This window comes from Domibacillus sp., from assembly GCF_031181085.1.
GTDB lineage: Bacteria > Bacillota > Bacilli > Bacillales > Domibacillaceae > Domibacillus.
Map to the genome: position 1 here is coordinate 28,416 of NZ_JAPSLE010000008.1, position 26,643 is coordinate 55,058.

Below are 26,643 nucleotides of genomic sequence, written 5' to 3' on the forward strand. Positions count from 1 at the left end.
AACGGTTTATCCTTTTTGCCCGTAATAGGCGTTAACTCCGTGTTTCCGCAAATAGTGCTTATCCAGCAAAAATTGGTCAATCGGCTCAGTGTCCGGATTCAACTGAAACGTATTCAAGCCCATCCTAGCCACTTCTTCCAGTACAACTGCATTATGAACCGCTTCGCTCGGCGTTTTCCCCCAGTTAAACGGCGCATGTCCGTACACGAGAACACCAGGCATCGCTTTTGGATCAAGGTGTGTAAAGGTTTCAATAATGACATTACCGGTCTCTACTTCATATGCCTGTTCAATTTCCTCCCTTGTCAGCGGGCGGGTGCAGGGAACTTCTCCATAGTAATAATCAGCATGTGTGGTTCCAAGCGCCGGAATAGCTCTGCCCGCCTGCGCCCAGCTTGTAGCACAGGGAGAGTGAGTATGAACCACGCCGCCAATTCCCGAAAAATGCTTGTATAGAATCAAGTGCGTGGCTGTATCTGATGAAGGCTTTAACGTCCCTTCCACTACATTTCCGTCCAAATCTACGACAACCATGTCTTCTACAGTCAGCTGGTCATACGCAATGCCGCTCGGTTTAATGACAACGAGCTGCTCCCTTTCGTCGAAACCGCTTACATTACCCCAAGTAAAAGTAACGAGTCCATGCTTCGGAAGAGATAAATTCGCTTCCAGCACTTCCTGTTTTAATTGATCCAGCATAATAAGCCTCCTTATCTCAACTTGTACGTATATATTTACCTCTTAAGATTCATAATAGTACAATATGTACGCATAATCAATATCTATTATGATAATTTTTCAACAACTTGTAGAAAAAACAAAAAGCACATAAACAAGTTACTGTTTATGTGCTTCTTCTGCTATTTTAACCGATGACCGAATGTGAAGCTCCGGTTCAAATAAAATAGATTCCTGCTTTGGTTCCCTCTGTGCTGCTGACCCTTTCCTCTCTTGAACAAGTTCTAAAACGAGCCGCGCCGCTTCCCTGCCAAGATCACTTTTTGGATGTGTAACTGTGGTAAGCTTGACTTCAGATACATCCGCTAAAAAGGAATCATCGTATCCAACCATGGCGATATCGTCAGGAACACGGAGTTTTTTCTCACGCAGAAGGTTCAGCAGGCTGAGCGCCAGCTGGTCATTGTAGCATACAAGAGAATCCGGTGCCCCGTCTCCCTGCTGTTTGAGCAGTTGATCCAGTTCCCGAGCCGGCTTACTTTCCTTTTCTTCGGTGTAATACGTAATAATATTTTGCGGTTCAATGGGAATCCGGTGCTTCCGATGTGCTTTCAGGAAGCCTTTCATCCGTTTGACCCCCTGGATATCGTCGGTTTTAAAAAACCCAGCAATATTCCGGTACCCCTGCTTAATTAAAAACTCTGTCTGCAGAAAACCTCCTCGTTCGTCATCCACTGCGACATAAAGAGGCTCAAGCTCATCATAGTAGGCATTCATCATCACATAAGGAATGTTCTGCCGTTCTAAATTTAAATAATAGTTGATATTCGGATTGCTGAATGCACTTTTGGTTGGCTCAACAATCACTCCATCAAATGAACCGGACAGTATTTTCTCTAAAATCTCCCGTTCTGTTTGATGATTGTTGTTTGTGCTGAAAAGTGTAACATGATAGCCCTGCTCGCTTAATACAGATTCCGCACCTCGAATAATGGACGGAAAAATATAATCTGAAATATACGTTGTAATAAGGGCAATATTTTTCTGTCCAGCCGGGTCCAAAACCGCACCGTTTGCCTGACGGTCAGCGCAGAATGTGCCTGCTCCCTGCTCCCGATAAAGCCAGCCTTTGTTGACAAGATCGCCTATTGCAAGCCTGACCGTGTGGCGGCTGACTCCAAACTCCTTCATCAGCTCACTTTCCGAACTGATTTTTTGGTGAGGCAAAAATGTACCATCCAAAATGCGTGATTGAATCGCTTGTTTCACGATGCTGTGTTTGGTTGCCAAGCGATCACCTCCCCGTTTTGTTTCTTTTCCCTATAACTTATACGTATATATTATCACAAGAAAAATAAGATGTATGTAGTTTTATTCAGTCAACGAAGAGCCTGCTTCCTGCTGATTCGCCCAAAAAAAGAACGGCCTTCTCATAAGAAAGCCGTTTCAGTATGTAGACGAAGTCTTTCGCTTTTAAAAAAGAGCCGATAAGTGAAGCCTGCCAGACTTCGCGCATCCTAAGGCAGTGCGGGAGCCTCCTCGGCTGCGCCTGCGGGGTCTCCCGACTCACTGTACTTCCCGCAGGAGTCTTCGTCCGGCAGGGTTCACTAAGTGCTATTGAAGATCAATAAGCAAGGACCGAATAGAAACTTCTCTTTTTTTAAACAGAAAGATAGGACCTTATCAGCTCTATACAATCTTGTTGCAAGCCACTTGGCGGCGGGAGGGCGGCACAGACTCCTATGGGACGAGCGGGCAGCTGAGACCGGTGAAGCCGCCAGGCGAAGTCGGGCTCAGCGCCTGCCCCATGGAAAGCGGAGCTGCCTGGACGCCGCCGATCCATCTCATGCATGTGCACGGTCATCTATATAATTTGTCTACAGTTTGGAACGGCCTTCTCATAAGAAGGCCGTTTTTATTATCCTTTTACACTGCCTGCTGCAAGTCCTTCAATAAAGAAACGCTGCAGGAACAAGAACACAATCACCATTGGCAGCGAAGCCATAAGGGCAGCGGCGGCTACTAAATTCAACTGGCTTGAATTTTGTCCGAAGAAACCAGCGAGGGCTACCGTTAAGGTCTGTACGCTCGAATCCTGCAGGAAGAAAATCGCAAATTGATAGTCGTTCCAAATATAAACGGAGGAAATGATTAACACCGTCGCCGTAATTGGCTTTAAAAGCGGGAATACAACCCTGAAAAAAACACCAAGTGTACTCGCTCCGTCGATTCGCGCTGCTTCTTCCAATTCTTTCGGAATCGTGGAACGGATAAAGCCGGCATAAAGGAAAATCGTCAGCGGCATAAAAGCTGCCACGTTATTTAAGATCGCAACAAGATGGGTGTTCATCAAACCAACATCGACAACAAGCCGGTATAGGGGTACAAGTGCTGTTAGCGGTGGAATTACCATTACTCCAACAAACAGCATGTACACATATTTATTCAGCTTTGTTGTCCGGCGTGCCAGTGCATACGCCGCCATTGAGCCAAAAAAGATCAATAAAACGGCTGAGCAAATAGTAATAATCGCCGTGTTGATAAACGCGTTGCCGAGATTTGCCTGCTCCCAGGCAAGCACAAAATTTTCAGTATCAAAGGAAGTAGGAAACGCCCATTTTGACGTGAAATCCCCCACTTTTTTCAGCGATGTGGTGATCAGTATATAAAACGGGACGAGGTGAAAAAGCGTAATGACAAGAGCGAGACCGGTCAGCAGCCATTTTGTTCTTGAAGATATGTGTTCCATTATGCTTCAACCTCTTTTCGTTTAAAGTAGATGAGCGCCGCCATGCTGATGACTAAAATAATAACCGCCATTAAAACCCCCTGGGTCGCCGCATAGCCTGCATCCTGGCGTGAAAAATAAAGATTGTACATAAAAGTAGACATCGACTGGGAAGCATTCCCCGGTCCGCCATTTGTCAAAGCGACGATTACATCAAACAACTTTAATCCGCCAATAATATTCAGTACCATATTAATAGTAATAGACGGCATAAGAAGCGGAATCGTAATGTTTTTAAACTTTTGCCAGCCGGTTGCTCCGTCGATGTTCGCTGCTTCGTAATAATCTTTTGAAATGCTTTGCAGTCCTGCTAAATAGATAATCATGGCAATACCGACGAATTGGAAAGTGTTCACAAAAACAATAATATACGGGTTTACAGCGGGGTTGCCGAGCGCGTTAATCGGCTCTTTTCCAAATAGAAGGAAAATATCATTTAATGCTCCTCCTTGAAACGCAAAGAAGAAATACCAGATGTAGCCCATAATAAGCGGGCTGATAATAACAGGCAGATAAATAACCGTTCGTGTGAAAGAGCGTACTTTTAAATTGTGATTGAGCAATAAAGCGTAACCCAGCCCGACAATGTTTTGTAAAATCGTACTGCCTATGCCGTACAGTAATGTATTTTTTACAACAAGCCATGTGTCAGGATCAGCGAACATACGCTTATATTGATCAAGCCCAATGTAATCGTACGTTTGTGAAAACCCGTTCCAGTTGGTAAAGGAAATACGAATTCCATCTATAAACGGATATACAATAAACAAAACAACAATCAGGACACTGGGCAGATACATCCACCAAAGAGACGATTCCCGGCGGCTTCTTTTCAACTTGGCGCTTTTTGTTTTCATGCTTGTTTTTTCGGGTGCTTTCGTCAGCTCGGCCATTTTTTATCCATCTCCTTTACGAGCCGGTCGGCCAGGGAAGCAGCTGCCCGCCTCCCCGTTCCGGCCCTTATTCTGCTCTTAAACGCTTGTATTCCTCTTCCATTTTCTCGGATACCTGTTTCGGCTTCATCGTTCCAGCGACCAGCTCCTGGCCGGTTGCTCCCATTGGATCCCACATGCCGCTTGGCAGGTAGACACGGTCGAAGTACGGCTGAATTTGCGTGCCTTCATACTCTTTGTAAAATTCGGCGAAATAGTTGTCTGCATCTACATTTGTCAGTGCGTCTGGAAGAGATGTGCCTTCTGCCAGCTTTTTAGCCACTTCCGGCTGAGTTAGGTATTCAATAAACTGCTTTGCTTCTTCCTTATGCTCAGAATTTTTCGAGATGGCAAATGTATGGCGCTCACCGCCAATCCAGCTTGGTGAGTCTCCTTCATGAATAGCCGGTACCGGAATCGTGCCGACTTGGACCTCTGGATTTAATTCGGATACTTCACGCCCGACTGATCCATTCAGCATCGTGAAGGCAATTTTGTTTTGTGCCATCAATTCAGCACCCTGCGTTACCTGAGCTGTCAGCACGTCTTTGTTTAACAGCCCTTTATCATTCATTTCTTTCAGCTTTTCAGGCAGGTACGTGTAGTTGGACCAGTCAAATGAGCCGTCGAGCAGCGCTTCACCATGACTGTTTTCTTTATCTGTAATAAGGAGAGGTGTAGCGAATTCATCAAAGTACTGTCCGAATTGGCTTTTATCAGAGCCACCGAGCCAGAATGGCACTACTTCTCCTTTGCTTTTCTTTTTCACTTCTTCAAGCGCCGCCATCAATTCATCAAATGTCTTTGGCGGTTTGATTCCATACTTGTCCAACAGCGTTTTGTTGTAGGTCATTCCATCCAGTGCCTGATTGACCGGGTACGCATGTACCTTTCCTGCGTCATCGGTTACGATTGGCTTCATCGCTTCATCCAGGTTTTTCACCCAATCCATTCCGCTTAAATCCTCTGTGTACTCTCCGTACCGGCTTTTCGCCCAGCCATGCGTATCAAACAGGTCTGGCATGTCGTCCGCTGCCATTTTAACGCGAGCCAAGTCTTCATAGCCGTCGCCTGGATACGTATCTTCAACATCAATTTCCGGATGCGCTTTTTCAAAATCCGCTACGATTTCCTTGAAAATCTGCTGGTCTGCTTTTGTTGTGGCCGTCGACATCATCGTCAGTTTCACTTGGTCTCCACTGCCGCCGCCCTCTGCGCTGTCCTTGCCGCAAGCCGACAAAGCCATCATGGCAGATAAAGAAAGAACAGATAATGTGACTCGTTTTTTCATGGAATTCCCTCCGATTTTCATTGAATATTATTGTCGTTCCTGCTGGCGCAGTGCTCCGCAGCTTTCACGGACAACCAGTGTTGTTGGCACCATAATTTTAATGGGCATGTCCCGGCCATCCAGCCGGTCAAGCATAATTCGGACACCGAGCCTTCCCATTTCTTCAGTCGGTATTTTAACGGTGGTCAGCGGTGGAGATGTAAATTGAGCCATTTCGATATCGTTGAAGCTGACAATCGCAACGTCATCCGGCACCTGAACACCGGCTTCATGAAGCGCCCTCATCGCGCCAATGGCCATCGAATCGCTGGCAATGAAAAAAGCGTCTGGCACGTTTCCCTGCTCAATGGCTTCTTTCATCAAATCGTAGCCGGACTGAATAGAATACTCTTTAACAAACAGCAGGCTTGGGTCATACAAGCCGCGTTCTTTCATTTTGCTTTCGTAAATCGTTTTCCTTGCATCGGGCGTATAAATTTTTTTTAATGACTGCTCCTGTTCGACGGAAATTCGCTCTGTGCCGCCAATATAACCAATCCGTTCATATCCTTGCGCCGCCAGGTGATCCATTGCCTGGCTGGCGGCTTTTTGGTAATCGAAAATGATTGAATCGTACTGATCTTCATAAGCATCCTGGTTAATCAGTACAATATTGCGGTTGTACTCGCGAATGGTTTGCAAAATCAGATAGTCGATCCGGCCAACGACAAGCAGCCCGTCAAGCTCAGCCAGCTCCTCTCTTGCTTTTACCATATACTGAAGGCGGATCAGCTTTAGTGAGCTGATCCCCCGAACTGCACATTCTTTTTCGATTCCTTCCCGGATAGACAGCCAGTACGGATCACTTGCTTCTTCTTCTTTTGTTTGCAAAAGCACCATACCAATATTAACCGTTTCATGCTTCAAACTTTCCTGTTTCTTTGGCTGGCTTTGCAGCCGTCTGCTTTTAACCGTCCGGTAATTTAACTCTTTTGCTGTGTCAAAAATCTTTTGTTTTGTTTCCGGAGAAGCGGAAAGTGTTTCGTCGTGATTCAACACTCTCGATACGGTTGAAGGAGATACATTTATCCGTTTAGCAATATCTTTGATTGTTACCATGTGGCATCCCTCACTGATCGTTTAGTAAATTTTACTCTTCAAAACGATCATACCATGGATGATAAGCGCTTACAAAATATTTTTTGAAAAGTCAGACAGTTTCACTGTCTGATCGGCTGTTTAGAGGATTGGTATTCCGGCAGCATGTCGCCATGTGCTTCAATCAAGTCATCACATAAGCTGATAATGTCGTCCATCGACAGCTCTGCTGCTGTGTGCGGGTCAAGCATGGCTGCCTGATAAATCTTTTCTGTCGATTTTGTAATCGCTGCTTCAATCGTTAACAGCTGCGTATTAATGTTAGAGCGGTTCAGCGCCGCCAGCTGTTCAGGCAGTTCACCCATATAAGCCGGAGTAATACCGTTTCGATTGGCGATACACGGCACTTCTACTACCGCTTTTTCCGGAAGGTTTGAAATAAGTCCGCCCGTATTTAACACATTTCCGCCAAATACAAACGGCTCGTTCGTTTCCATCGCTTCAATAATACGCGAGCCATATTCGTGAGAGCGTTCGTGTGTTAAGTTCTGGTCATTCATCAGCTCTTCTTTTGTTTTCAGCCAGTTGTCGATCTGTTCTTCACAGCGGCGTGGATACTCATCAAGCGGGATGTTGAAGCGGTCAATCAGCTCTGGATACTTTTCTTTAATAAAGAACGGATGATATTCAGCATTATGTTCAGAAGATTCCGTCACATAAAAGCCGAATTTATCCATCAGCTCGTACCGCACCATGTCATGATGCTTCGTTCGCTGCTTTTCTTTTGCTCTTCTTTTAATCTCCGGGTACAAATCTTTGCCATTGGATTTAATTTCAAGAAGCCATGCCATATGGTTAATGCCGGCGATGCGCTCTTCAATATTTTCATGTGGGATGCCGAGATCTTTCAGCAGGTCTTTTGTGCATACTTGCACGCTGTGGCAAAGCCCAACCATTTTTACATTTGTGTAGCGGGAAACAGCACCTGTTAATGTAGCCATCGGATTGGTGTAGTTTAGAAGCCATGCATCCGGGCACACCTCTTCCATATCTTTTGCAATATCAAGCATAACCGGGATGGTGCGCAGCGCTCGGAACAAGCCTCCAATACCGATGGTGTCCGCGATCGTCTGGCGCAGGCCATATTTTTTCGGGATTTCAAAATCAATGACCGTACTTGGCTTATAGCCTCCAACTTGAATAGCGTTGATTACATATTTGGCATCTTTCAGCGCTTCCTTCCGGTCTGTGTACGTGTTGATCGCAACACCGGACTTCAGCGTATTCTTCAGTGCCTTAAGCAACACTTCCGACTCTGACAGGCGATTTTCATCAATATCGAACAGTGCAAATTCAAAGTCCTGAAGTGCCGGGGACATCATGCAGTCACCTAACACGTTTTTCGTAAAAATTGTGCTTCCTGCGCCAATAAACGTAATTTTTTTCATTTGCCCGCCTCCATTAAAAGTTCATGTTGAAATTTTAGTAAATTTTAATTAATGTATTTCTTATACCAAATAATATAACGCTTTCATTTTTCGAACAATGGTAAATAAAATCGGAAAAGGGGTAATATATTGTTCTCACTCCCAGATGATCCTCACCATAGTTTTGTTTATCACCATTCAAAGGAACCTTTAACAGATTCAGCCCGCATTGCTTCGATCGGCTTTGAAAAACGCACCTCCACCGACTATTATTGGGACGGGCGCATGCGGCCGAACGACCATAATACGTTTATTTTTCAATATACCGTAAAGGGCTGGGGAGAAATCCAGGTCGGAGACCGGACGATGGCGGTCCGGCCGGGGCAAGCCTTTATCGTAGAGGTTCCAAGTGACCATTGCTACTACCTGCCGGCGGAAAGTCCAGAATGGGAGTTTCTCTTTATTACACTGGAAGGGACGAAAGCAAAAGAATGCTGGACTCAGTTAACAAACGGGCTCGGCCCGATTGTTCAGCTCGAAGACGCCGCCCCACTTGTTTTTTTGCTGCAGAAAATCTATCAATTTGCCCTGAAAGAAGGTATTGAAGACACGTTTACATCTTCTGCCCGTGCGTACGAATTTATTATGGGACTACACCGGTTTGCCAAAGGACTGGACCAGCCAAAAGCAAGCATGCCGGATGACATTCGGACGGCCCTGCAATTTATGGCCTCCCATTACGACCAGCCGCTTTCTCTTGATGAGATTGCCTATCATGCGGGGCTTTCCAAGTATTACTTTACAAACAAGTTTCATAAATATATGAACACAACACCCATTCAGCACTTGGCTAAAGTCCGCATGCAAAAAGCGATGGAGCTATTAACGACCACAAACAAAACCATTCAGGAAATCGCTCTTCAAACCGGCTATGACAATGCGAACTATTTCAGCAAGGTATTTAAGAAAATGATCGGCATGTCTGCTGACAGCTTCCGCCGTGATAAAAAAATGACAGACTTTCAGCACGTTATTATTGATTAAGCAAAAAAGCTGCTCCGCTATGGCGGAGCAGCTTTTTTATTTTCGCTTGAATGGCCACCAGACTCCCTGGTTAAAGGAGACGGTCACCGCCGGGATGAGCAGCGGCAGAACAATGAGTCCATACAGGAGAAGGCCTGTAATTACGATTGTCGCGATTTGAACTAGGCTGAGCACACCAGACGGCATCATCGCGCCAAAGGTGCCGGCTAAAATAATCGCTGCCGTAATAATCACAGTGCCCATTTTAGCCATGGACACAGACATCGCCTGCTGAACGCTGACACCATCCCGTGCTTCTTCCCGGAAACGGTCAAGGAGGAAAATCGAATAGTCAATACCGAGCGCCACCAGCATCACAAATCCGAAAAACGGAACGGCCCAGCTGACGCCGTCATAGCCAAGCCCATTTACAAAAATTAATTCTGCTGCAGCAACGGATGTATAATATGTTAAAAGCAGCGAACCGATCATGTAAAGCGGCATAATAACCGAACGGAACAGCAGCGTCAGCACAATAAACAAACTGGCGAGCATAATGATCACTGTACGGTTGAAATCGTTTGATGAAATATCTTTTAAATCACTATTTACACTGGAAATGCCGCTGTAAGCAAATGTTGCTCCTTCAAACGGGGTGTCAATGGATGCCCGTTTCACAGCCCGCTTCACTTCCTCTATGCTGTCAATCGCTTGAGGAGAATACGGGTCTTCAGACAGCACTACTTCCAGTTTAATCGTTTTTTCGTCATTTAATGTATAGCGGTCGATCACATCTTTAAATTCTTTTCTTTCCAATGTACCGTCAGGAATATAGATACCGGTATCATGGACACTTTTCGATTGGCTCATAGACCGGGTCGTCTGAGCGGCTTTCGTAAGACCTTGTGCAATCTCTGCCAGCCCATCGTTTGCATCCCCTACTCCAGAGGCAAGCTGGGATAGTCCTCCGCCAAGCTGGCCGACCTGACCGGCAGTTCCTTCAAGTTCTCCTGCCGCTGCATTGATTCCCTGGCCGATTTTGCCAAGCTGCTGCTGCACTGCTCCAAGCTGGGCAGCTGCCTGCTCTGTATTGCCCGACTGCTCAATGCCGGCAGAAATACGGCCGATCTGTTCGCTGACCTGCCCGATACCCGATGCTGCCTGCTGAAGCCCTTCTGCACCAGAAGCAGCTTCACTTCCAGATGGGATCTGTCCCTCTGCCTGTGTTAACCCGTTTTGAATATCCGCAAGGCCATCCTGCACTTGCAGCAGGCCGTCTCTCGCGTCCACAAGACCATCTGTCAGTGTGCCCAGCTGGTTATCTACATATAGCTCATCGAGTGCTTCACCCGTTGGCCGGGTAAGGGTCCGCACCGACTTTACACCATCGACTTTTAAAATATCTTTACTGATGGATTCAAGATACGGAACCGTTTCTTCAGTTGCCATATCTTCTTTCCCGCTTATGAGCACGGTAACTGGAAGTGAATCGCCGCTGCCAAACCCTTCCGCAATCGCATCCAGTCCTTTCACAGATTCATAGTTACTGCCAATCTCATCTACCGTGTTAAACGAAAGCTTGCCGTCATAGGTAAACAGAAGCGGTACGGTAATAACGGCAACAACAAGCATAGAAAGAAGCGGACGGCGAACAGATAATTTGCTGAACCAGGCCCACAGCTTGCTGTCGTCATGGGAAGCAGACTTCTTCGACGGCCAAAACAGCTTTTCTCTTAAAACAGCCATAAAAAACGGCACAAGGGTAAACAGCACAACAATAAGCACGGCAATCCCCACGGCAACGCCGACTGCTGACTTGAAAATCGGGAAATCCGCAAAGCCGATCGCCGAAAAGCCGATAAAAACAGCAATGCCGCTGACCAAAAGCGTACGTCCGGCTGTTTTGTACGTATTCACGATCGAGTCTTCAACCGAATGACCTGCCTGCAGCTCTTCTTTGTACCGGCTGAGCAGCAAAATGCAGTAATCTGTTCCAATTCCGAACAGCACCGCGACAAGAAAGATCTGAGTGTAGTTTGAAACAGGAAACCCAAACCAGTCGATGAAAAATGCCACAAGTGACTGGCTGAGCAGGTATGTAAAGCCGACAGCCGCAAGCGGAATAAGCGGTGTGACAATCGACCGGAAAACAGCTAAAAGCAGAACGAAAATCAATCCAACTGTAATGAGCTCAGTCCGCTTAAGCCCTTCCTGCGAGCTTTTATTGACATCATTATTGATGATGGCTTCGCCCGTTACGTATGCAGTCAGATCATCCGGCAGCACTTCCGCGCGGATCTCATCGGCCAGACGATTAATCTCATCCTGCGTTCCGTCCACTGTAACCGGCACAAGAACGGTTTTTTGATCCTTTGATACAAGCTGCTTTTTTATTTCTTCACTTTCAAACGGATCCATTACATCTATAATCGGACCGTCCATTTTCTCAAGGGATGCTACACTTTCGGCAATGGACTGCTGCGCCTGTTCCGTGAGCGGCTGATCCAGCTGGAAAACAAGCGAAATGGTTTCTTCTCCGGCTCCAGCCTGCTCAAGCAGGTCGGCTGCCCGCTGTGAATCTGCGTCACCTGGCAGCTGGAATGATCCCGCCTGTTCGGCCTGCTTGGATAAATTAGGCGCCAGTAAAAACAGGGCTGCCGTTAAAACGAGCAGGCTGACAAAAATCGGCCAGCGCCATTGAATGATCCTTCTCATCTATGATCCTCACCTATCTTTATAATTTCTTTTAGCTTGCGGAACATATTCACAAACTGCTCCACTTCCTGTTCATCAATATGACTGGATAGGAGCGAAGAAATAAAGTCTGAAACACATTCTCTCGTTTTTTGAATAAATCCCCGGCCTTCCTCCGTCAGCTCTACCCATTTTGTCCGCTGATCGCTTTCTGATCTTACCATTTGGATCAGTCCTTTTTCCTCCAGCTTTTTCATGCGATTGGAAATAGCACTTTTATGCACCCCCTGCATCACCGCCAGGCTGCCAGATGTAATGGGACCATGCTTTTCGATAATTTTCATCATTTGAATTTGTTCCGGTGAAAATTCATGCACAATAGGATCGTCAATCGACTTAAGGATTCGCTCGGTTCCGTAAACGATCACTTCCTCAAACAATTCCACCGCTTCACGCAGCTGTTTCTCCATATTGTTTCCCCCCAAAACTTCTTACATTTAGTTTAGAGGGTAAACGGTTTTTCATCAAGAGATAAGGTATAATTTCTAGGGGGAGGGGGATTTTTGTGGATATTAATGGATTAACCGCTTTATTTAACAAGAAAGAACAGCACACCTATCTGGTTGCGATTGATGGCGGAGGCGGTGCTGGAAAAAGCACGCTCGCTCGCGCCTTGCAGCAATCACTTGGCAGCGGAGCCGTAATTGTTCATGCGGATGATTTTTACGCGCTGTCGAGCAGGCGGAGCAGCGAAATTGGAGGCGGCTGGGATTTAAAGCGGCTCGAAGAACAGGTGTTAAAACCGCTCAGTCAAAACAAGCCGGCCCGGTATGAACGATATGACTGGGAAACGGACCAGCTTGCAGAAGCACACGATGTGCCGGCAGGCGGAGTTGTGATCGTAGAAGGCTGCTATACAATGGTTCGGTCTCTTCTGCCTTACTATCACTTTAAAATATGGGTGGAAAGCCCGGAAGAACTCCGGCTCGAGCGTGGGATTGAGCGGGACGGCGAGGAAAAACGGCATCTTTGGGAGGAGTTGTGGATGCCGGCAGAGAAAGTGTATATGCGTGAACAAAACCCCGCTGGCTCCGCAGACGTTGTGGTCAGTGGAACAGGCGGAGACGATCTTACAATTCTTTCTGCCAGGAACTGAATCTTCAAAAGAAATGTTTTGACTGAACTGAAACTTTTTACACGAACAAATCGTACATTTAGCTGATCATAAGGAGGATAAATCATGAACAATCACGAAATTGACTTTCAATTATTTGGCGATGATATGCAGTTTGTACAGGTGGAGCTTGATCCGCAGGAAACGGTTATCGCTGAAGCCGGCAGCTTGATGATGATGGATGATGGCATTCGAATGGAGACCATTTTTGGCGATGGCTCCTCAAACCGCGGCAGCGGCTTAATGGGCAAGCTGCTCGGCGCAGGGAAACGTATGCTGACAGGCGAAAGCTTGTTTATGACAACCTTTACCAATGAAGGCAGCGGCAAAAAACATGTTTCATTCGCTTCACCGTACCCTGGGAAAATCGTTCCCATGGATTTAAGTGAACATCAAGGCAAGATTATCTGCCAAAAAGACGCGTTTCTGGCAGCAGCAAAAGGCGTATCAGTCGGCATTGAACTGCAGCGCAAGCTCGGCACCGGTTTTTTCGGTGGTGAAGGCTTTATTATGCAGAAGCTTGAAGGCGACGGAATGGCATTTGTTCATGCTGGCGGAACGATTTATGAAAAAACCCTTGCTCCGGGCGAATTGATTCGTTTAGATACGGGCTGCCTTGTCGCTATGACTGGTGATGTTGATTACAATATTGAAGCAGTTGGCGGCGTAAAAACAGCCCTCTTTGGCGGTGAAGGTTTGTTCCTTGCGACGCTTCGGGGACCTGGGACGGTATGGGTACAGTCTCTTCCATTCAGCCGTTTGGCCAGCCGTGTTTTTGCGGCAATGCCGCAAAACGGCGGATCAAAGGGTGAGGGCGGATTGTCCGGCCTGTTTGACTTTATCGGCGGCGACAACGACTAATTCTATACTAAAAAGCCGGTGTTCCCAATCGGAAACACCGGCTTTTTTGCTTTACGTCTTACTGAATGTCTTCGTTATGGTATAAATGAGGAACGCTTACTTTGCTCGCTTTCTTCACCTTGATCCCCTGATTATCAAAACGGGCTTTTTCATAAATGGCCGTTCCAACAATTTCACCTACGTCCTGAAGTTTTTCTTTACTAATTTTATCGATTGTATCATCTGGCGTATGGTACCAAGGCTCCGCTGGATCGTGAATAAACAGGGCAGCAGGAACCCCCGCTTCCGCGAATGGAACATGATCGCTGCGGCCGCCTGCAAGATAAGGGATTGCTTCTCCATTCAAGCGCGTGCTCGATGCCTGCGCCAGCTCAGTTACCAGATTGGGTTCGCCATCCGCTGTCATCATCACCAAATCACCGGCGTCTCTGCTTCCGACCATGTCTAAATTAAAATTCGCGATCATGCGCGAAACTTCTTCTTCCGGCAGCCCGTCTACATAGTATTGAGAACCAACCAGCCCAACTTCCTCTGCTCCGAATGTAATAAAGCGAAGCTCCGTATCGGTTGGAATATCTTTAAACAACCGAGCGAGTTCCAGCGTCATAGCCGACCCGGACGCATCATCGTTTGCACCGGGAGCGCCCGGTACAGAATCATGGTGAGCACCAACGACGATAATGTCATTCGTTGCTTTGGTTTGATTTGTTGGCTTTTTCACCGCGATCACATTATGCGAGGTCTTTTCGTCAACGCTTGCTCCTTCAACGGTCAGGGAAGCCGTCAGTGTTTCCGCTGCTGCTTTCGCAGCAAGCGCTTCTCCTTCGGCTTTTGTTAAAGAAACAGCCGGAACGTATGCGTCATTCGCTTCTCCTAATGTTCCATTTAGGGCACCATCCGTATTGTTATAGATAATCACGCCGGCAGCGCCTTTTTCAGCTGCATTAAGCACTTTTTCGGCAAAACTAATTTCTCCGCGCTGAATAAGAGCGATTTTTCCCGTCAAATTCGAGTCCGCAAGCTCTTCTTTTTTACCAAGACCGGCCACCGCCAGCTCTCCTGTGATGCTGCCGCTCACTGTGTATGTAAAAGCAGATGGTGTAAATGTTTCACCAGAGCCTTTGATAGAGAGAAAAATAGATTCTGGCTCCGTGTAACTTAAAAACGTAAAAGGCTGAATCTCTGTTTCATAACCGTAGGATTGAAATTGGGATTGAATGTATTGAACTGCTTTTTCTTCTGATTCTGTTCCAGCAATACGAGGTTCTTTCGATAAATAATCAATGTTTTGATACACATTTTCCACGTTAAAATGTTGAACAATCTTATGATCTAAAACATTTACCGGCTGCTGCGCATAAACAGGTTTCACCTGGACTGCTGCCACTTGAAAACTAAATGTACCGGCTGTGATAGCAGCGGCTATTGTCAGCTTTAAAACAGGTTTCTTCATCTTGCGAACCTCCTCCTGAAAATTATTATTATTTTAAAATAGTCTTAATTTTTCGGAAAGAGTAATTATTCTCATTATTTGCATGCAATTCCATAGATTATAAGTTCTCGTTAAAAGAGAAAGAGGATTTCGAACGGAAATCGTTTCCTTTTATTCAACTTGCTTGTATCTATTCCCCTATATCTTTTTAATTGTTTTATTTATCCTTAACTGGGTGAATAATGTGAAAGGTGTGTCTAAATGTAACCGTATACTGTAACAATCTTTAAAAAATGGGATTGAAATTTGAATTTCGGCATTTTATAATAAGTTTGTGAATAAATTCACATTAATAACTCAATTCCCTTACTTATCAAATAGAGGAGTGTTTTAGGATGATTGAAATCAGAGGCAACAAAGTCGTTCTTATTGGTACAGGTGCAGTAGGATCAAGCTATGCGTTTTCCATGTTAAACCAGGGTGTATGCGATGAGCTTGTCCTGATTGATTTAAATGAACAAAAATCAATGGGCGATGTAATGGATTTGAATCACGGCGTCCTCTATGCTCCCACTTCTACAAAAGTAAGCTTTGGTAAATATACAGACTGCGTGGACGCAGCTCTCGTCGTGATCTGCGCAGGCGCTAACCAGAAGCCTGGTGAAACACGCCTTGAACTGGTTGAAAAAAACATGGCGATTTTTAAAAATATTGTTGGTGAAGTAATGGCTTCCGGCTTTGATGGCATTTTTCTGATTGCTACAAATCCAGTGGATATTTTAACGTATGCGACGTGGAAATTTTCCGGCCTGCCAAAAGAGCGTGTCATCGGCTCTGGCACAATCTTAGATACGGCCCGCTTCCGTTACCTGCTTGGCGAAAACTTCGGTGTTGCGCCGCACAGCGTCCATGCATCTATTATTGGCGAGCATGGTGATACCGAAGTAGCCGTTTGGAGCAGCGCCAACATTGCCGGGATTCCACTGAAGGATTACCTTGCACGGGATGAGCATGAAAACCCGGAAGAAAAAATGAAGGAAATTGCCGTACAGGTTCGGGATGCGGCGTATGAAATTATTGAAGCAAAAGGCTCTACTTACTACGGAATTGCTATGGGGCTTACCCGTATTTCCCGGGCAATCCTGCAAAATCAGGACATCGTGCTGACTGTCTCTGCTCTTCTCGAAGGAGAGTTTGGCCATCATGATGTTTATATCGGCGTACCGGCTGTCATTAACCGCTATGGTGTCCGGGATGTAGTGGAGATTCCACTTAGTGAACGTGAAAAAGAGTTATTTGATTATAGCGTGCAAACATTGAAAAAAGTTCAGGAGCCATTTTGGAAAGAATAATGCACGAAAAAAGCGAAAGCCCTATTTCTCCGACAGGCTTTCGCTTTCTATTTGAATGGAGCTGGCATAAACAAGAGCGCTGTGCCGATGGTTTTTTAAAAACGGCGCGTGGTCAGGTTTCACCCCTACAATTCGAATGTTCGCATCAAGTAAGAGCAGAATGTCAACGAGCTGGTTAAACTGCTCAATACCGGACAGTGTAATCAAATCCACTGCTGTAAAATCGATGTACAGGTATTCATAACTCCCGTCGTAAAAACGTTGTGATAATACATTTTTTGTGTGCTCCATCAGGGCGGAGTCCAGATCGCCAAACATCGGAATGAGTGCCGTCGTGCTGCTCAGCGCAATGAGCGGAGCAGAGCGCTCCTTCAGTTTAATGAGCGCGGCTTCGGCTTCTTCTTTTTTTTCAAGAAGCTGAAAATCGGCTTCGGCAAGCCTCATCTGCTGCTGGTGCACCATTTTCTCCAAACGGGTGAGCCTGCGGTCAAGCCCGACACACTGCAGATACCCTTCATGCTCGTCCCATTGAACGGACACTGAAAAAGCTTCGAGCTTTACCCCAACAGTTAACAGAGCCAGTTCAATGGTTGTTGATTGTTCTTGCAGTTTTGCTAATTTCCGCTGGCTTCCTTTATCTACGATCGATTCCAAATTCCGCTGGTTCCCGAATCGGCGTTGTGCCGAGTCGGAACATTCAAGAACATTCAGCTTTCGATCTACCCGAAAAGTCGGCAGCGGCATAGACTTAAGATGCCCCACTTGCTTTCCCCTCGCTTTGATCATTCATCCAGTCAGTTAACTTTTTATAATCCGTTATAAAAAGCGTGTTCGGCGTGCAATAAGGTGATAAATCATACATGGATAAAAGACGGCTTCCCACGATGATTTTCGGGCGGAACGGCAAGGACTCCAATGCTTCCGCATACGATTTCAAGACCGGTACATGATACAAAATCGTGACAGATAAACAAATCACATCCGGCTTCCACTTTTCTGCAGCAGAAACGGCGTGTTCAAGCGGTAAATTCGCCCCCATCATCCGCGCTTTCCAGCCGTTTTCTTCAAACAGCAGCGATGCCATCCGCATGCCGAGCGTGTGCTGCTCTTCTTCTACACATAAAAACATCACTTTACGGCTGGACGTTTTTCGTTTCGCTTGTGCATGAAAACGGGAAATCATAAAATCACACGTAGCCGTTGCTAAATGTTCATCTGCCACAGAGATATCATCCTGTTCCCACAGAAACCCGATATGCTGCATCGCCCCACCGACGATAGACTGGTAAATATCGACCGACGTCCACCCTTTTTCGCGAAGATCACATAAAAAAGCAAAGCTTGCATCCACATCGCCATCAAGCAGCAGATGGGCTAGTTTCGCTGCTTCTGTGTTCATTTCGCTTCCCTTCTTTCAATATCGGCTATCGCCTCTGTCAAAACCGTGCGGTAAAATAACGCCTCATCTGAACGCTCTTCTTCCAAAACATGATAGATTCGTTCAAAATTATCGATCACATGCGCCGCTTTCATTCCACGTGAAACGAGCAGATTCGTCAGCCAATGTGCATAGTCAATGAAAAACTGTCCGTGTTGAAGCGTAAAAGCCGTTTTTAAATGGTGAAAATGGTGATGATTGTCTTCGCGGCATTTTACCTTCCCATACTCACCAAATCGTTCCTCAAGCTCTGGGTAATCACGGTACATTCCATTCATAATTATATCAATACACTGGTCAATCCGGCTTTGATTCATGTAGCTACCACACGATACTTTTGCACTTTTGGGACGATCGAAGCGAGCTCCTGATCCGGGTAATTCTTTTCTAGATCGTGCACTTTTTGAAAAGCTTCGCTTGTTACCCATTTCATATAAGCCTCTTTTGATTCCCAGACAAGCTGAACGGTTAATTCAGATGGGCGCTTTTCATTTTGCAGCAGCCCGAAAGATATGAAGCCTTCATACTCGTCCACAAGCTTGGACCGGTTTTGGTAAATAGAAATGGTTTCATCAATCTTATCCGGCGGCACGTTGACAATAGAATGAACAATATAGCTCATAAAATATCACACACTCGTCCAACTTGCCCATCTTCAAGACGGACTTTAATGCCGTGCGGATGAAAACTGGATTTTGTTAAAATGTCCTTGACCGTACCGCTTGTTTTCGTGCCCGTCCGCTGGTCCTTCTTTAAAATGACGTTGACCTTCAAGCCGGGTTTAATCTCACTCCTGTTTTGTCCGTTCATCACTCATACCCCTCTTTGTTCCAGTTATTAGTACTAGTATAAAGGTTTTTATTTCAATAATCGAAGAAAAACGGTTCAAACCTCCAGAAACAAAGAAAAGAGACAGGTTATACCTGTCTCGAAGTGTAGACAAAGTTAGAAAGCAGGCAAGCGGCTTTTCAGGAAGCACCACTTTTTAAAAAGGGCCTGTAGGAAAGCCGCCCGCCGCCTTATCATCTTCTATCCAACCAGCCGCACTCCTTGCGTGCAAAAGAAATAAAGGGATATGCTGAAAAACGATTTTACTTGCTTGCTGTCTGGCAGTTTGTTTACCCGTTTGCCCAAAGCGGGTATTATAATAGTCGCCAAAGTAATAGAACATCATTGTTTTTGAATAGGGTTTTTATTGGATAAATGAACGTGCAAAAAGGAGGATTTATATGAAACAGGCTCGTCATTTAACGGTTTCTGGAAAAGTACAGGGAGTTGGTTTTCGCTATTTTGTCCAAATGACTGCTGCCAATCATGGTGTTTCCGGCTGGGTGAAAAACCTTGATAATGGCACAGTCGCTGTTCATGCAGAGGGTTCCCCGGCAGAGCTGGACGCCTTTGTGGCAGATTTTAAAAAAGGAAACCACTTTGCAAAAGTTCATCATATTGAAGAGGAACATGTACCGCTAGAGTCTCTTACTTCCTTTCGAATCAAGTATTGACACTCTTTTTTTCCATTTCTATGATTAAACAATTATTTTTGATACTTGTTTTCCTAAAAACCTAGCAAACAGATCGAAAATGGAAAAAAGGAGACTGTTGTTATGTATCGGTTGTTCTGTGGACTGCTTTTATTTCTGCTTCTTTTAATTGTTAAATCTCCCTTGTTTCGGGGAACTCGTATAGATGCGTCCTATGGTGTGATGATTATGGCCATTGGCATTTTCTCAATTGGGATTTTCCCCCAGATTCATATTCCGCTCGTGCTGCCTTCCTATTTGATTGATGCAGTGCTTTTTTTATTTGGCTGTTTTTAATTTTTTCCTTTATGAAAGCAGCACTGAGGGGTGTTTTTCGAAAGCGGTATTTAACCCATCCCGTCCAGAGCTTTGCCGTTGGCACATGGGTAGCCGCTACATCGATTTTATGCCTTGTTTTATTTCATCAATTCCCTTTTTTACAGCCGGTTATTTTCACTGTTGCCCTCTTGAATACAGGACTTTGGGCGTTTTATATGGTGCTCTGTCTGAAAAGTTACAAGGTGATCCTTTCCGCTAAGTATTATAAACGGATTCACGGCATCGTTTTTTTATCGACAGTGAGTACACAATCACTTGTGATACTATTTAATACTCTGTTTCAAACACCGGTTTTGCAGTTACTCAGCCGATTTGTGATTGCCGGCGGATTATTCCTTTACTTTTTAAATCTCGTTCTTGTTATAATCCGCTTTCAGCGTTTTCGACGGGGAGATATTCTCGATGGCTGGAAAAATACGAATTGTATCATACACGGGTCCATGTCTATTTCAGGTATAGCAGCGATTGTTTCAGGAGCTTTTACACGTGAAGTTATACTTGTAATGTGGATATGGGCGGCTTTATTATTTTTCATTATTGAATCATTGAGTTATGGCGTATGGCTGCCCGTCTTCAAGCTTATTCTCTCCATGAAGCGACTGGCCGCTACCATGTTTCCCAATGGGCACGTAATTTTACATTCGGCACATTTTACATGTTTACTATACATATAGATTTTCCCCATGCACCTGCCCTGTTTGTGATGGTACAGCAGCTGATCGTTCAATCCGGCATTCCTGTTCTTATTCTGCTTCTTCTGGCGGAATGTATGCTGTTTTTCAAAGATTCACTTCCGTGGTCAGAAAGCCGGGATTATGTAAAACAGCGCGCCTATTTGGACGCGCTGCTTTACACGACAATTTTGATCCAATCCTGATCGACGCTTTCTGTGCCTTGATCAAATGTCAGCTTCGTTTTAAATCGATAGGATTCATCACGGCCTGGAACCGGCAGGACTTCTGGCAGCCGGAATGTAAATGGCACTTTGTTTAATTCTTCCGCAGCAATGGTGCGGCTGGATAGAATCGTGCGGCTTTCAATCGTTTTGCTTGTTTCATCCGCATGGTTTTCCAGCATCAAGTCACAATCGATCCGGTTGATCCGCTGTTCAATTGTTCCTCCTTGAATTAAAAAGTAGGCTTCAATTTGTTCTCCAGGTCTGTACGTCTGCTTCGGCAGAACGAGGTCAATTTGAGCTGAGCCAATCCCCAGCAGTGACATATATTTTCGCAGCATCATAATCATGTTCCTCCACCCTTTTGTTTGGAATTAGTATGGACAAATAAAACAGAAAAAAACCCTTACCAATGCCAGTAAAGGTTTTTTTCATAAAAAGAGACCTTTACCGGCTGGGTAAAGGTCTCGCTAACAGCTTATTGCTGCCGGAAAAGCCGAGAGTCAAGACTCTGAAATGACGACCAATCCGCTAAAGCTACTCCCCTTTAGGAGTTTTCGTTCGATTGTATAGTCATATCATACTTGATTTCGTTTACCTTGTCCATTACTGGTTACTTCACCGCAATTTTCTCCGCAGCCGCTGCTTGTTCCACCACTGCTGCTACGCGTTCATGAACGGTCCGATCTAATGGATGCGGAACAAGATCGCCTGGTTTTGTGCAGGATGCGATGGCTTCCGCCGCTGCTACGAGCATCGGATGCGTGACATCATTTGCTCTTGCATTCAATACGCCTCTGAAGATACCCGGGAACCCTAGTACGTTGTTGACAGAGCGTCCGTCTGCCGCGTAAGCCGCTCCGGCTTCAAGCGCTTCTGTCGGCGCAATTTCCGGATTCGGGTTTGAAAGTGCCAGAATAATCTGCCCCTGCTGCACCCATTCTTTTTTAATCAGCCCCTGCACGCCTGTTGTCGCAATGACAATGTCGCACTGGCCCATGAGTTCGCCAAGATCGTTAACCGGTGTGCCGCCATACTGCTCGAGCCGCTGCTTCGCTTCTTCTGATAGGTCTGCACCATACACCGATTTTACGCCGTACGCCATCAGCATGCGGCAGATCGCAAGACCGGCTGCCCCGAGCCCGATCTGGCCGACTGTGGCTTCTTTTAAGTCTACGCCGGCACTTTTGCAGGCAGAAATGACAGCTGCCAGTGTCACAACCGCTGTGCCGTGCTGGTCATCGTGCATCACCGGGATATCAAGTTCCGCTTTCAGCCGCTCTTCTACTTCAAAGCAGTGCGGTGAGCCGATATCTTCCAGCAGGATGCCGCTGAAGCCGGGCGCGATATGCTTAACCGTTTCGACAATTTCATCCGGGTTTTTCGTATCCAGCAGGATTGGAATCGCATTAATATCCACCAGCTGATCAAACAGCGCCGCTTTCCCTTCCATCACTGGCATGCCGGCAACCGGGCCGATATCCCCCAGCCCTAAAATGGCCGTTCCGTCTGTGACAACCGCCACACTGTTGCCGATATTTGTATAGATTTTCGCTTTTTCCGGCTCTGCCTGAATCACTTTGCACACATCCGCAACCCCTGGCGTGTACACGCGGCTCAAGTCTGCTAGTGTCTCGATTGGCACCCGGCTTTTCATCTGTACTTTGCCGCCTTCGTGGGCACGAAGCACCTCATCCGATACCGCCTGCACGCGGAATCCTTCCAGTTCGTTAATGCTTTCAATAATGCCTGCAAGCTGCTCTTCCTGTTCAATCTGCACGGTGATGTTCCGCTGCGTGTAAGCCGGGCCTACTTTAATCGTTTCTACTTCCCCGATATCACCGCCACGCAGCCCGATAGCTGTTGCTACTTTTCCAAGGCTGCCCGGAACGGATGGAATTTCGATCATTAACGTACGAATTAACTTATTGTATGCCATGCTTGTTGTACCTCCATTAAAATAAAAAACTTCTTTTCTCTATCATAGCGCTTTCAATCTGATTTTTCTGCATAAAAAACTTAAAAAATTATGTGAATTTATTCACATGTAAATCTATGTCTCTTTCTTCTGATGATTTTTGCCCGTTATGTATAATGATTCTTCTAGTGGAAAAACTATATCAATAAAAATTAATTCATTTTCTGTCTTAATGGTTTTCCAGGAATGTACCCCGCCGGCATCAAAGATGCGAATCCATCTATTAAACTGCTTAAATGAAACCGGGTTCGTTTTAGGCCAAACGCCCTTCCTGCTCAGCTGCTGCCGCTTTGCGTGAAAAATAAGCATATTTCCGTTAAAATAAAGAAAGAACGGAGTGTGAATAATTGAAAAAATTATTATCTGTTGTGTTGCTGCTTGTTGTGGCTTTCAATACACGGCCGCTGTGGGAAGAATATGCTGAGCCGTATGTGAATTTAGCTTTTATGGACGTGATCAGCGACGAGCTGGAAGACGTAAGAGAAAGTTCTGCTGTAACTGGTACTGTAGATAGAGTGACAAGTGAAGTAAAAAGCCTCGTGGGCATAGCGCCAGAAACTGTAGAGAAGGCTGAACAGCCGGCGCTGGCTGCTCCGGAATCCCAGACGTTTTCCGTTTACAATATTCAAATTGGGGACAGCCGTTCAAAGGTGGAGCAGGAAGTCGGGGCACCGAAACGCCATTCTCAAAATGAGTATGGAACCGAATGGTATGCTTATCACGAAAATTATCAAAACTTTTTGATGGTGTCCTATGACGAAGAAAACCGCGTGAACGGGCTTTATACGAACCATAACTTGATTTCCTCAAAAAACGGTATTGCTTTGAATACACCTCAGGAAAACGTCCGTGAAAAGCTTGGCGAACCAATGGATAAGATGCGTAAAGGGCTGACGTATTATATTTTAAATGAAACAAATGAACATGATTACTACCATATGGACGACAGCTACGTAACCATTTTTTATGATGTACACGAACAGGATACCGTTACAGCCATTCTTATTTTAGCTGAAGATCTAGAAGCAGAAAAAAAGGGCATGTATGGTGAAAACAGTGCGGCACTGCGCAAAGGGTTTGAATACCAGCTGTTTGATGTGACGAACGCCGCCCGGGTTGTGCACGGATTGCCGGTACTCACATGGGATGATCCGGTCAGTGGCACCGCACGGGAACACAGCCGGGATATGGCCCAGCACGTGTATTTTGATCATACAAACCTTGAAGGCCAGTCACCATTTGACCGGATGGAAGAAGACCGCATTCACTTTACAACTGCCGGTGAAAACCTTGCCTATGGGCAATTCAGCAGTATTTTTGCTCACGAGGGCTTAATGAACTCCGCCGGCCATCGAAAAAACATTTTAAATGGTGATTTCTACTACTTAGGAGTAGGAGTTGCGCTAAACGGCGAAAACCAGCCTTACTTCACGGAAAACTTTTTTGATAACTAAGCCTGATCCGTTTATGCGGCAGGCTTTTTTTATGGAACGCTTCTTTTGCTCGTCATGGAACAGAAACTTTCGCTCAAGCGAGCAAACAAAAAAGGCAGCCTCAAAGAGGCCGCCTTTTTATGATGTTATATAAAATTATGCTTTTTGTACGTTAGTTGCTTGAGGACCACGTTGTCCTTGTTCAACTTCGAATGTTACTTCTTGACCTTCGTCAAGAGTTTTGTAGCCTTCGCCTTGAATTGCTGAGAAATGAACGAATACGTCGTCTCCAGCTTCGCGCTCGATGAAGCCGAAACCTTTTTCTGCGTTAAACCATTTTACTTTACCTTGTTCCATGTTATGTTGCCTCCCGTTGTGCATCCGCACAAAATAATACTATTCCTGCTCAAAGCAATATCAAGACAATAAGCTTTTACAGCACTTGTACCTCTCGAACAAAAATAATTCTCATTTATCATAACAGCTTTTCAAAAAATAAGCAAGCGATTCAAAAAAAGAAAATGTTTTCATTTCCTTTTTACGGAAGATTATTTTACCCGTAGGCGTGTTTCCCGAAAAGTCTTCTGCTCGTTTTGGCTTTGAAAACTTTCATAAAAAAAGACTGACGACTTTGTCGTCAGTCTCAGCTGTTCCTTTGGCAGGAACAGCTTCATGAATTAAAATGTCCGCGCCGCTTCTGCTGCGAGCTTAATACCGTCTGCAATGATTTCTGCTGAACGGTCCGGGAATTGATTATGTCCTTCAATGACAATGGTCTGTACATCTTCTACGCCCCAGAAAGCCATAATGGTTTGTACATATTTTGCCGACATTTCAAGGTCTGCCATTGGGCCTTCTGAATAAACACCGCCGCGCGCATTCAAAAGCATCACCTTTTTATCCTGTAAAAGACCGACTGGGCCTTCTGCCGTATATTTAAACGTCTGCCCCGCCTGGCCAAGGTAATCAAGGTATGTGTGAAGAACAGCTGGAATCGTGAAGTTCCAAAGAGGGAAAGCGAAAACTACTTTGTCTGCTTCCAAAAATTGATTCAAGTATTTTGTAACAAGGTCTGTTGCTGCTTTTTCGCCTTCCGTTAATTCCATCCCACGGGCTAATTTGAACATGCCGTTAATTTTATCGTTATCGTAGTACGGAAGGTTTTCTGCAAAAAGATCTAATTCTGTGATCGTATCCGCCGGGTGCTCAGCGCGGTACGCTTCTAGAAATGCATTATATAGCTGCACGCTGACTGCTTGGTCCGCTGGGCGTGAATTGGCTTTTACAAATAAAACGTTTGTCATTTTTGTTTCCTCCAGTTATTTTGTTACTTTTCATCACTAAAAGGATTGTACCACACACCTGGTTGCTATAGCAACTATTTGGTGCGGACTTTTTTACTCCATATTGGTCCGCATTTTTGTTAAAATTCTGCGTACTTCCTCCAGCTCTTTTGCTGTAATGCCTTCTGTAACAGCACGATGAAAGGATTCAACAACCGGTATCACGTCATCTTGAAGAGCTGTGCCGGTTTCAGTGAGAAAAATCCGTACGGAACGCCGGTCGCCGGCTTCGGTAACCCGTTTAATAAAACCTTTTTGCTCAAGGCTTGATACCATTCGGGTAATATTTGTTTTGTCCTTTTCAAGCTGCTCGGACAACTCCTGCTGAGTCCGTCCGTCCCGCTCCCAAAGCAGCATCATAATTAAATTTTGCTCCGGGGCGAGCTGAAATGGGGCGAGGCGTTCTTTTACACAGTTTGTGATTTTTAAATCTGTTTGGTGAATAAAAATGCTAATGTAATCTTTTAATTTAATATCCATAATCAGCCCTCCATCATCCAGCCTTGAAAAACCGCACATGTACCAGCCCCTGTTATAGGCGTGAGCTGCACAATTTGCACTTTGTCTTGAATGCCAGATAATTTTTTAACCGTGCTTTTCGCACTGAATGAAAATTCCTTCGCGATCCCGGCAAACGATTCCCGTTCTCATTTCTGGGCACTGACTATAATATCACCGCCTTCGCTTTGCTGCTGAATACATGCAATCATATTTCCAGTATGGCCAGAATAATCAAGCAGGCCGTTCGCATTGACCGCGATCGCCGGCCCTGTAAACAATCCGGCTTTAATGACGACGCCCATTTCAGCTATTAAAACAAGCAGCGTATCCAAACCATTTTCTCCAGAAATTTTTGCAGCATAGTCAAAAATAATCTCAAGCATCGCTTCAGCTGAAAGCTCCCGCTGAACCGTTCCGCCCTTTTTCAAAAAATTCGCCTCATAAAAAAAGTCCTTATTACCTAAATC

The 26,643-nt window shown here is 45.4% G+C and carries 29 protein-coding genes; 8 read left to right on the top strand and 21 right to left on the bottom strand.

The window, feature by feature from the left end:
- Positions 1-6 precede the first annotated feature (6 nt).
- The 7 genes from araD to melA form a co-directional block, all read right to left on the bottom strand.
- Positions 7-699, bottom strand: a complete 693-nt coding sequence (gene araD / locus RIN81_RS12460; RefSeq protein WP_309090628.1) for an L-ribulose-5-phosphate 4-epimerase — start codon at positions 697-699, stop codon at positions 7-9.
- A 138-nt stretch (positions 700-837) separates the two neighbouring features.
- The gene (locus RIN81_RS12465; protein ID WP_309090630.1) at positions 838-1,968 is read right to left on the bottom strand and encodes a GntR family transcriptional regulator; all 1,131 of its coding nucleotides are present in this window, start codon (positions 1,966-1,968) and stop codon (positions 838-840) included.
- A gap of 628 nt (positions 1,969-2,596) precedes the next feature.
- The gene (locus RIN81_RS12470) at positions 2,597-3,427 is read right to left on the bottom strand and encodes a carbohydrate ABC transporter permease (RefSeq protein WP_309090632.1); all 831 of its coding nucleotides are present in this window, start codon (positions 3,425-3,427) and stop codon (positions 2,597-2,599) included.
- Positions 3,427-4,323, bottom strand: coding sequence for a carbohydrate ABC transporter permease (locus RIN81_RS12475; RefSeq protein WP_375164547.1), 897 nt, complete (start codon positions 4,321-4,323; stop codon positions 3,427-3,429). Before RIN81_RS12475 ends, RIN81_RS12470 begins: the two co-directional genes overlap by 1 nt.
- Before the next feature lie 103 nt (positions 4,324-4,426).
- A complete protein-coding gene (locus RIN81_RS12480) occupies positions 4,427-5,689 on the bottom strand; it encodes an ABC transporter substrate-binding protein (RefSeq protein ID WP_309090636.1) in 1,263 nt (420 codons plus the stop codon).
- 27 nt (positions 5,690-5,716) lie between these two features.
- The gene (locus RIN81_RS12485) at positions 5,717-6,787 is read right to left on the bottom strand and encodes a LacI family DNA-binding transcriptional regulator (RefSeq protein WP_309090638.1); all 1,071 of its coding nucleotides are present in this window, start codon (positions 6,785-6,787) and stop codon (positions 5,717-5,719) included.
- A 101-nt stretch (positions 6,788-6,888) separates the two neighbouring features.
- Complete coding sequence (melA, locus tag RIN81_RS12490) at positions 6,889-8,214, bottom strand: alpha-glucosidase/alpha-galactosidase (RefSeq protein ID WP_309090640.1); 1,326 nt, start codon at positions 8,212-8,214, stop codon at positions 6,889-6,891.
- A 129-nt stretch (positions 8,215-8,343) separates the two neighbouring features.
- Between melA and RIN81_RS12495 the strand changes: the two genes are divergently transcribed.
- Positions 8,344-9,237, top strand: coding sequence for an AraC family transcriptional regulator (locus tag RIN81_RS12495; protein WP_309090642.1), 894 nt, complete (start codon positions 8,344-8,346; stop codon positions 9,235-9,237).
- 36 nt (positions 9,238-9,273) lie between these two features.
- On the opposite strand, the gene RIN81_RS12500 is transcribed toward RIN81_RS12495, so the two are convergent.
- The gene (locus RIN81_RS12500; RefSeq protein ID WP_309090644.1) at positions 9,274-11,931 is read right to left on the bottom strand and encodes an MMPL family transporter; all 2,658 of its coding nucleotides are present in this window, start codon (positions 11,929-11,931) and stop codon (positions 9,274-9,276) included.
- Entirely contained in the window at positions 11,928-12,380 is a 453-nt protein-coding gene (locus RIN81_RS12505) for a MarR family winged helix-turn-helix transcriptional regulator (RefSeq protein ID WP_309090646.1), read from the bottom strand. Before RIN81_RS12505 ends, RIN81_RS12500 begins: the two co-directional genes overlap by 4 nt.
- A gap of 95 nt (positions 12,381-12,475) precedes the next feature.
- Here RIN81_RS12505 and RIN81_RS12510 point away from each other — a divergent pair, with 95 nt between their 5' ends.
- Both RIN81_RS12510 and RIN81_RS12515 read left to right on the top strand, forming a co-directional pair.
- Positions 12,476-13,066, top strand: coding sequence for a uridine kinase family protein (locus tag RIN81_RS12510; RefSeq protein ID WP_309090648.1), 591 nt, complete (start codon positions 12,476-12,478; stop codon positions 13,064-13,066).
- Between the two features lie 84 nt (positions 13,067-13,150).
- Positions 13,151-13,945: a TIGR00266 family protein gene (locus RIN81_RS12515; protein ID WP_309090650.1), complete on the top strand. Its 795-nt coding sequence runs from the start codon at positions 13,151-13,153 to the stop codon at positions 13,943-13,945.
- A 58-nt stretch (positions 13,946-14,003) separates the two neighbouring features.
- Here the strand turns inward: RIN81_RS12515 and RIN81_RS12520 are convergent, their stop codons facing one another.
- Entirely contained in the window at positions 14,004-15,398 is a 1,395-nt protein-coding gene (locus tag RIN81_RS12520; RefSeq protein WP_309090652.1) for a M28 family peptidase, read from the bottom strand.
- A gap of 374 nt (positions 15,399-15,772) precedes the next feature.
- Between RIN81_RS12520 and RIN81_RS12525 the strand changes: the two genes are divergently transcribed.
- Complete coding sequence (locus tag RIN81_RS12525; RefSeq protein WP_309090654.1) at positions 15,773-16,729, top strand: L-lactate dehydrogenase; 957 nt, start codon at positions 15,773-15,775, stop codon at positions 16,727-16,729.
- 21 nt (positions 16,730-16,750) lie between these two features.
- Here RIN81_RS12525 and RIN81_RS12530 read toward each other — a convergent pair whose 3' ends face one another.
- The 5 genes from RIN81_RS12530 to RIN81_RS12550 are packed head-to-tail and all read right to left on the bottom strand — an operon-like array spanning position 16,751 to position 18,977.
- A complete protein-coding gene (locus RIN81_RS12530) occupies positions 16,751-17,491 on the bottom strand; it encodes an STAS domain-containing protein (protein ID WP_309090656.1) in 741 nt (246 codons plus the stop codon).
- The gene (locus tag RIN81_RS12535) at positions 17,478-18,128 is read right to left on the bottom strand and encodes a cobalamin B12-binding domain-containing protein (protein WP_309090658.1); all 651 of its coding nucleotides are present in this window, start codon (positions 18,126-18,128) and stop codon (positions 17,478-17,480) included. Before RIN81_RS12535 ends, RIN81_RS12530 begins: the two co-directional genes overlap by 14 nt.
- Positions 18,125-18,484 (bottom strand): hypothetical protein, encoded by a 360-nt coding sequence (locus RIN81_RS12540; RefSeq protein ID WP_309090660.1) that lies wholly within the window; start codon positions 18,482-18,484, stop codon positions 18,125-18,127. Before RIN81_RS12540 ends, RIN81_RS12535 begins: the two co-directional genes overlap by 4 nt.
- On the bottom strand, positions 18,481-18,789 hold the full coding sequence (locus RIN81_RS12545; RefSeq protein ID WP_251272438.1) for an antibiotic biosynthesis monooxygenase family protein: 309 nt from the start codon (positions 18,787-18,789) through the stop codon (positions 18,481-18,483). The genes RIN81_RS12540 and RIN81_RS12545 overlap by 4 nt, the downstream gene beginning before the upstream one ends.
- Positions 18,786-18,977: a YwbE family protein gene (locus RIN81_RS12550; protein ID WP_309090662.1), complete on the bottom strand. Its 192-nt coding sequence runs from the start codon at positions 18,975-18,977 to the stop codon at positions 18,786-18,788. The genes RIN81_RS12545 and RIN81_RS12550 overlap by 4 nt, the downstream gene beginning before the upstream one ends.
- Before the next feature lie 419 nt (positions 18,978-19,396).
- Between RIN81_RS12550 and RIN81_RS12555 the strand changes: the two genes are divergently transcribed.
- The 3 genes from RIN81_RS12555 to RIN81_RS12565 all read left to right on the top strand — a co-directional run bounded on the left by RIN81_RS12555 (position 19,397) and on the right by RIN81_RS12565 (position 20,903).
- Complete coding sequence (locus RIN81_RS12555; protein WP_309090664.1) at positions 19,397-19,669, top strand: acylphosphatase; 273 nt, start codon at positions 19,397-19,399, stop codon at positions 19,667-19,669.
- A gap of 102 nt (positions 19,670-19,771) precedes the next feature.
- On the top strand, positions 19,772-19,984 hold the full coding sequence (locus tag RIN81_RS12560; RefSeq protein WP_309090666.1) for a hypothetical protein: 213 nt from the start codon (positions 19,772-19,774) through the stop codon (positions 19,982-19,984).
- Between the two features lie 601 nt (positions 19,985-20,585).
- Positions 20,586-20,903, top strand: coding sequence for a hypothetical protein (locus RIN81_RS12565; protein ID WP_309090668.1), 318 nt, complete (start codon positions 20,586-20,588; stop codon positions 20,901-20,903).
- On the opposite strand, the gene RIN81_RS12570 is transcribed toward RIN81_RS12565, so the two are convergent.
- Together RIN81_RS12570 and RIN81_RS12575 are read right to left on the bottom strand one after the other, a co-directional pair.
- Positions 20,876-21,271 (bottom strand): sporulation protein, encoded by a 396-nt coding sequence (locus RIN81_RS12570; RefSeq protein ID WP_309090670.1) that lies wholly within the window; start codon positions 21,269-21,271, stop codon positions 20,876-20,878. The genes RIN81_RS12565 and RIN81_RS12570 overlap by 28 nt on opposite strands.
- 263 nt (positions 21,272-21,534) lie before the next feature.
- On the bottom strand, positions 21,535-22,860 hold the full coding sequence (locus tag RIN81_RS12575) for an NAD-dependent malic enzyme (protein WP_309090672.1): 1,326 nt from the start codon (positions 22,858-22,860) through the stop codon (positions 21,535-21,537).
- Between the two features lie 386 nt (positions 22,861-23,246).
- Here RIN81_RS12575 and RIN81_RS12580 point away from each other — a divergent pair, with 386 nt between their 5' ends.
- Positions 23,247-24,353: a CAP domain-containing protein gene (locus tag RIN81_RS12580; protein WP_309090674.1), complete on the top strand. Its 1,107-nt coding sequence runs from the start codon at positions 23,247-23,249 to the stop codon at positions 24,351-24,353.
- Positions 24,354-24,488: 135 nt separating this feature from the next.
- Here the strand turns inward: RIN81_RS12580 and RIN81_RS12585 are convergent, their stop codons facing one another.
- The 4 genes from RIN81_RS12585 to RIN81_RS12600 form a co-directional block, all read right to left on the bottom strand.
- Positions 24,489-24,689, bottom strand: coding sequence for a cold-shock protein (locus RIN81_RS12585; protein WP_050183275.1), 201 nt, complete (start codon positions 24,687-24,689; stop codon positions 24,489-24,491).
- A 320-nt stretch (positions 24,690-25,009) separates the two neighbouring features.
- Positions 25,010-25,636, bottom strand: coding sequence for an FMN-dependent NADH-azoreductase (locus RIN81_RS12590; RefSeq protein ID WP_309090676.1), 627 nt, complete (start codon positions 25,634-25,636; stop codon positions 25,010-25,012).
- Positions 25,637-25,729: 93 nt separating this feature from the next.
- On the bottom strand, positions 25,730-26,155 hold the full coding sequence (locus RIN81_RS12595; RefSeq protein WP_309090678.1) for a MarR family winged helix-turn-helix transcriptional regulator: 426 nt from the start codon (positions 26,153-26,155) through the stop codon (positions 25,730-25,732).
- A gap of 167 nt (positions 26,156-26,322) precedes the next feature.
- A complete protein-coding gene (locus RIN81_RS12600; RefSeq protein WP_309090680.1) occupies positions 26,323-26,604 on the bottom strand; it encodes a hypothetical protein in 282 nt (93 codons plus the stop codon).
- Positions 26,605-26,643 lie beyond the last annotated feature (39 nt).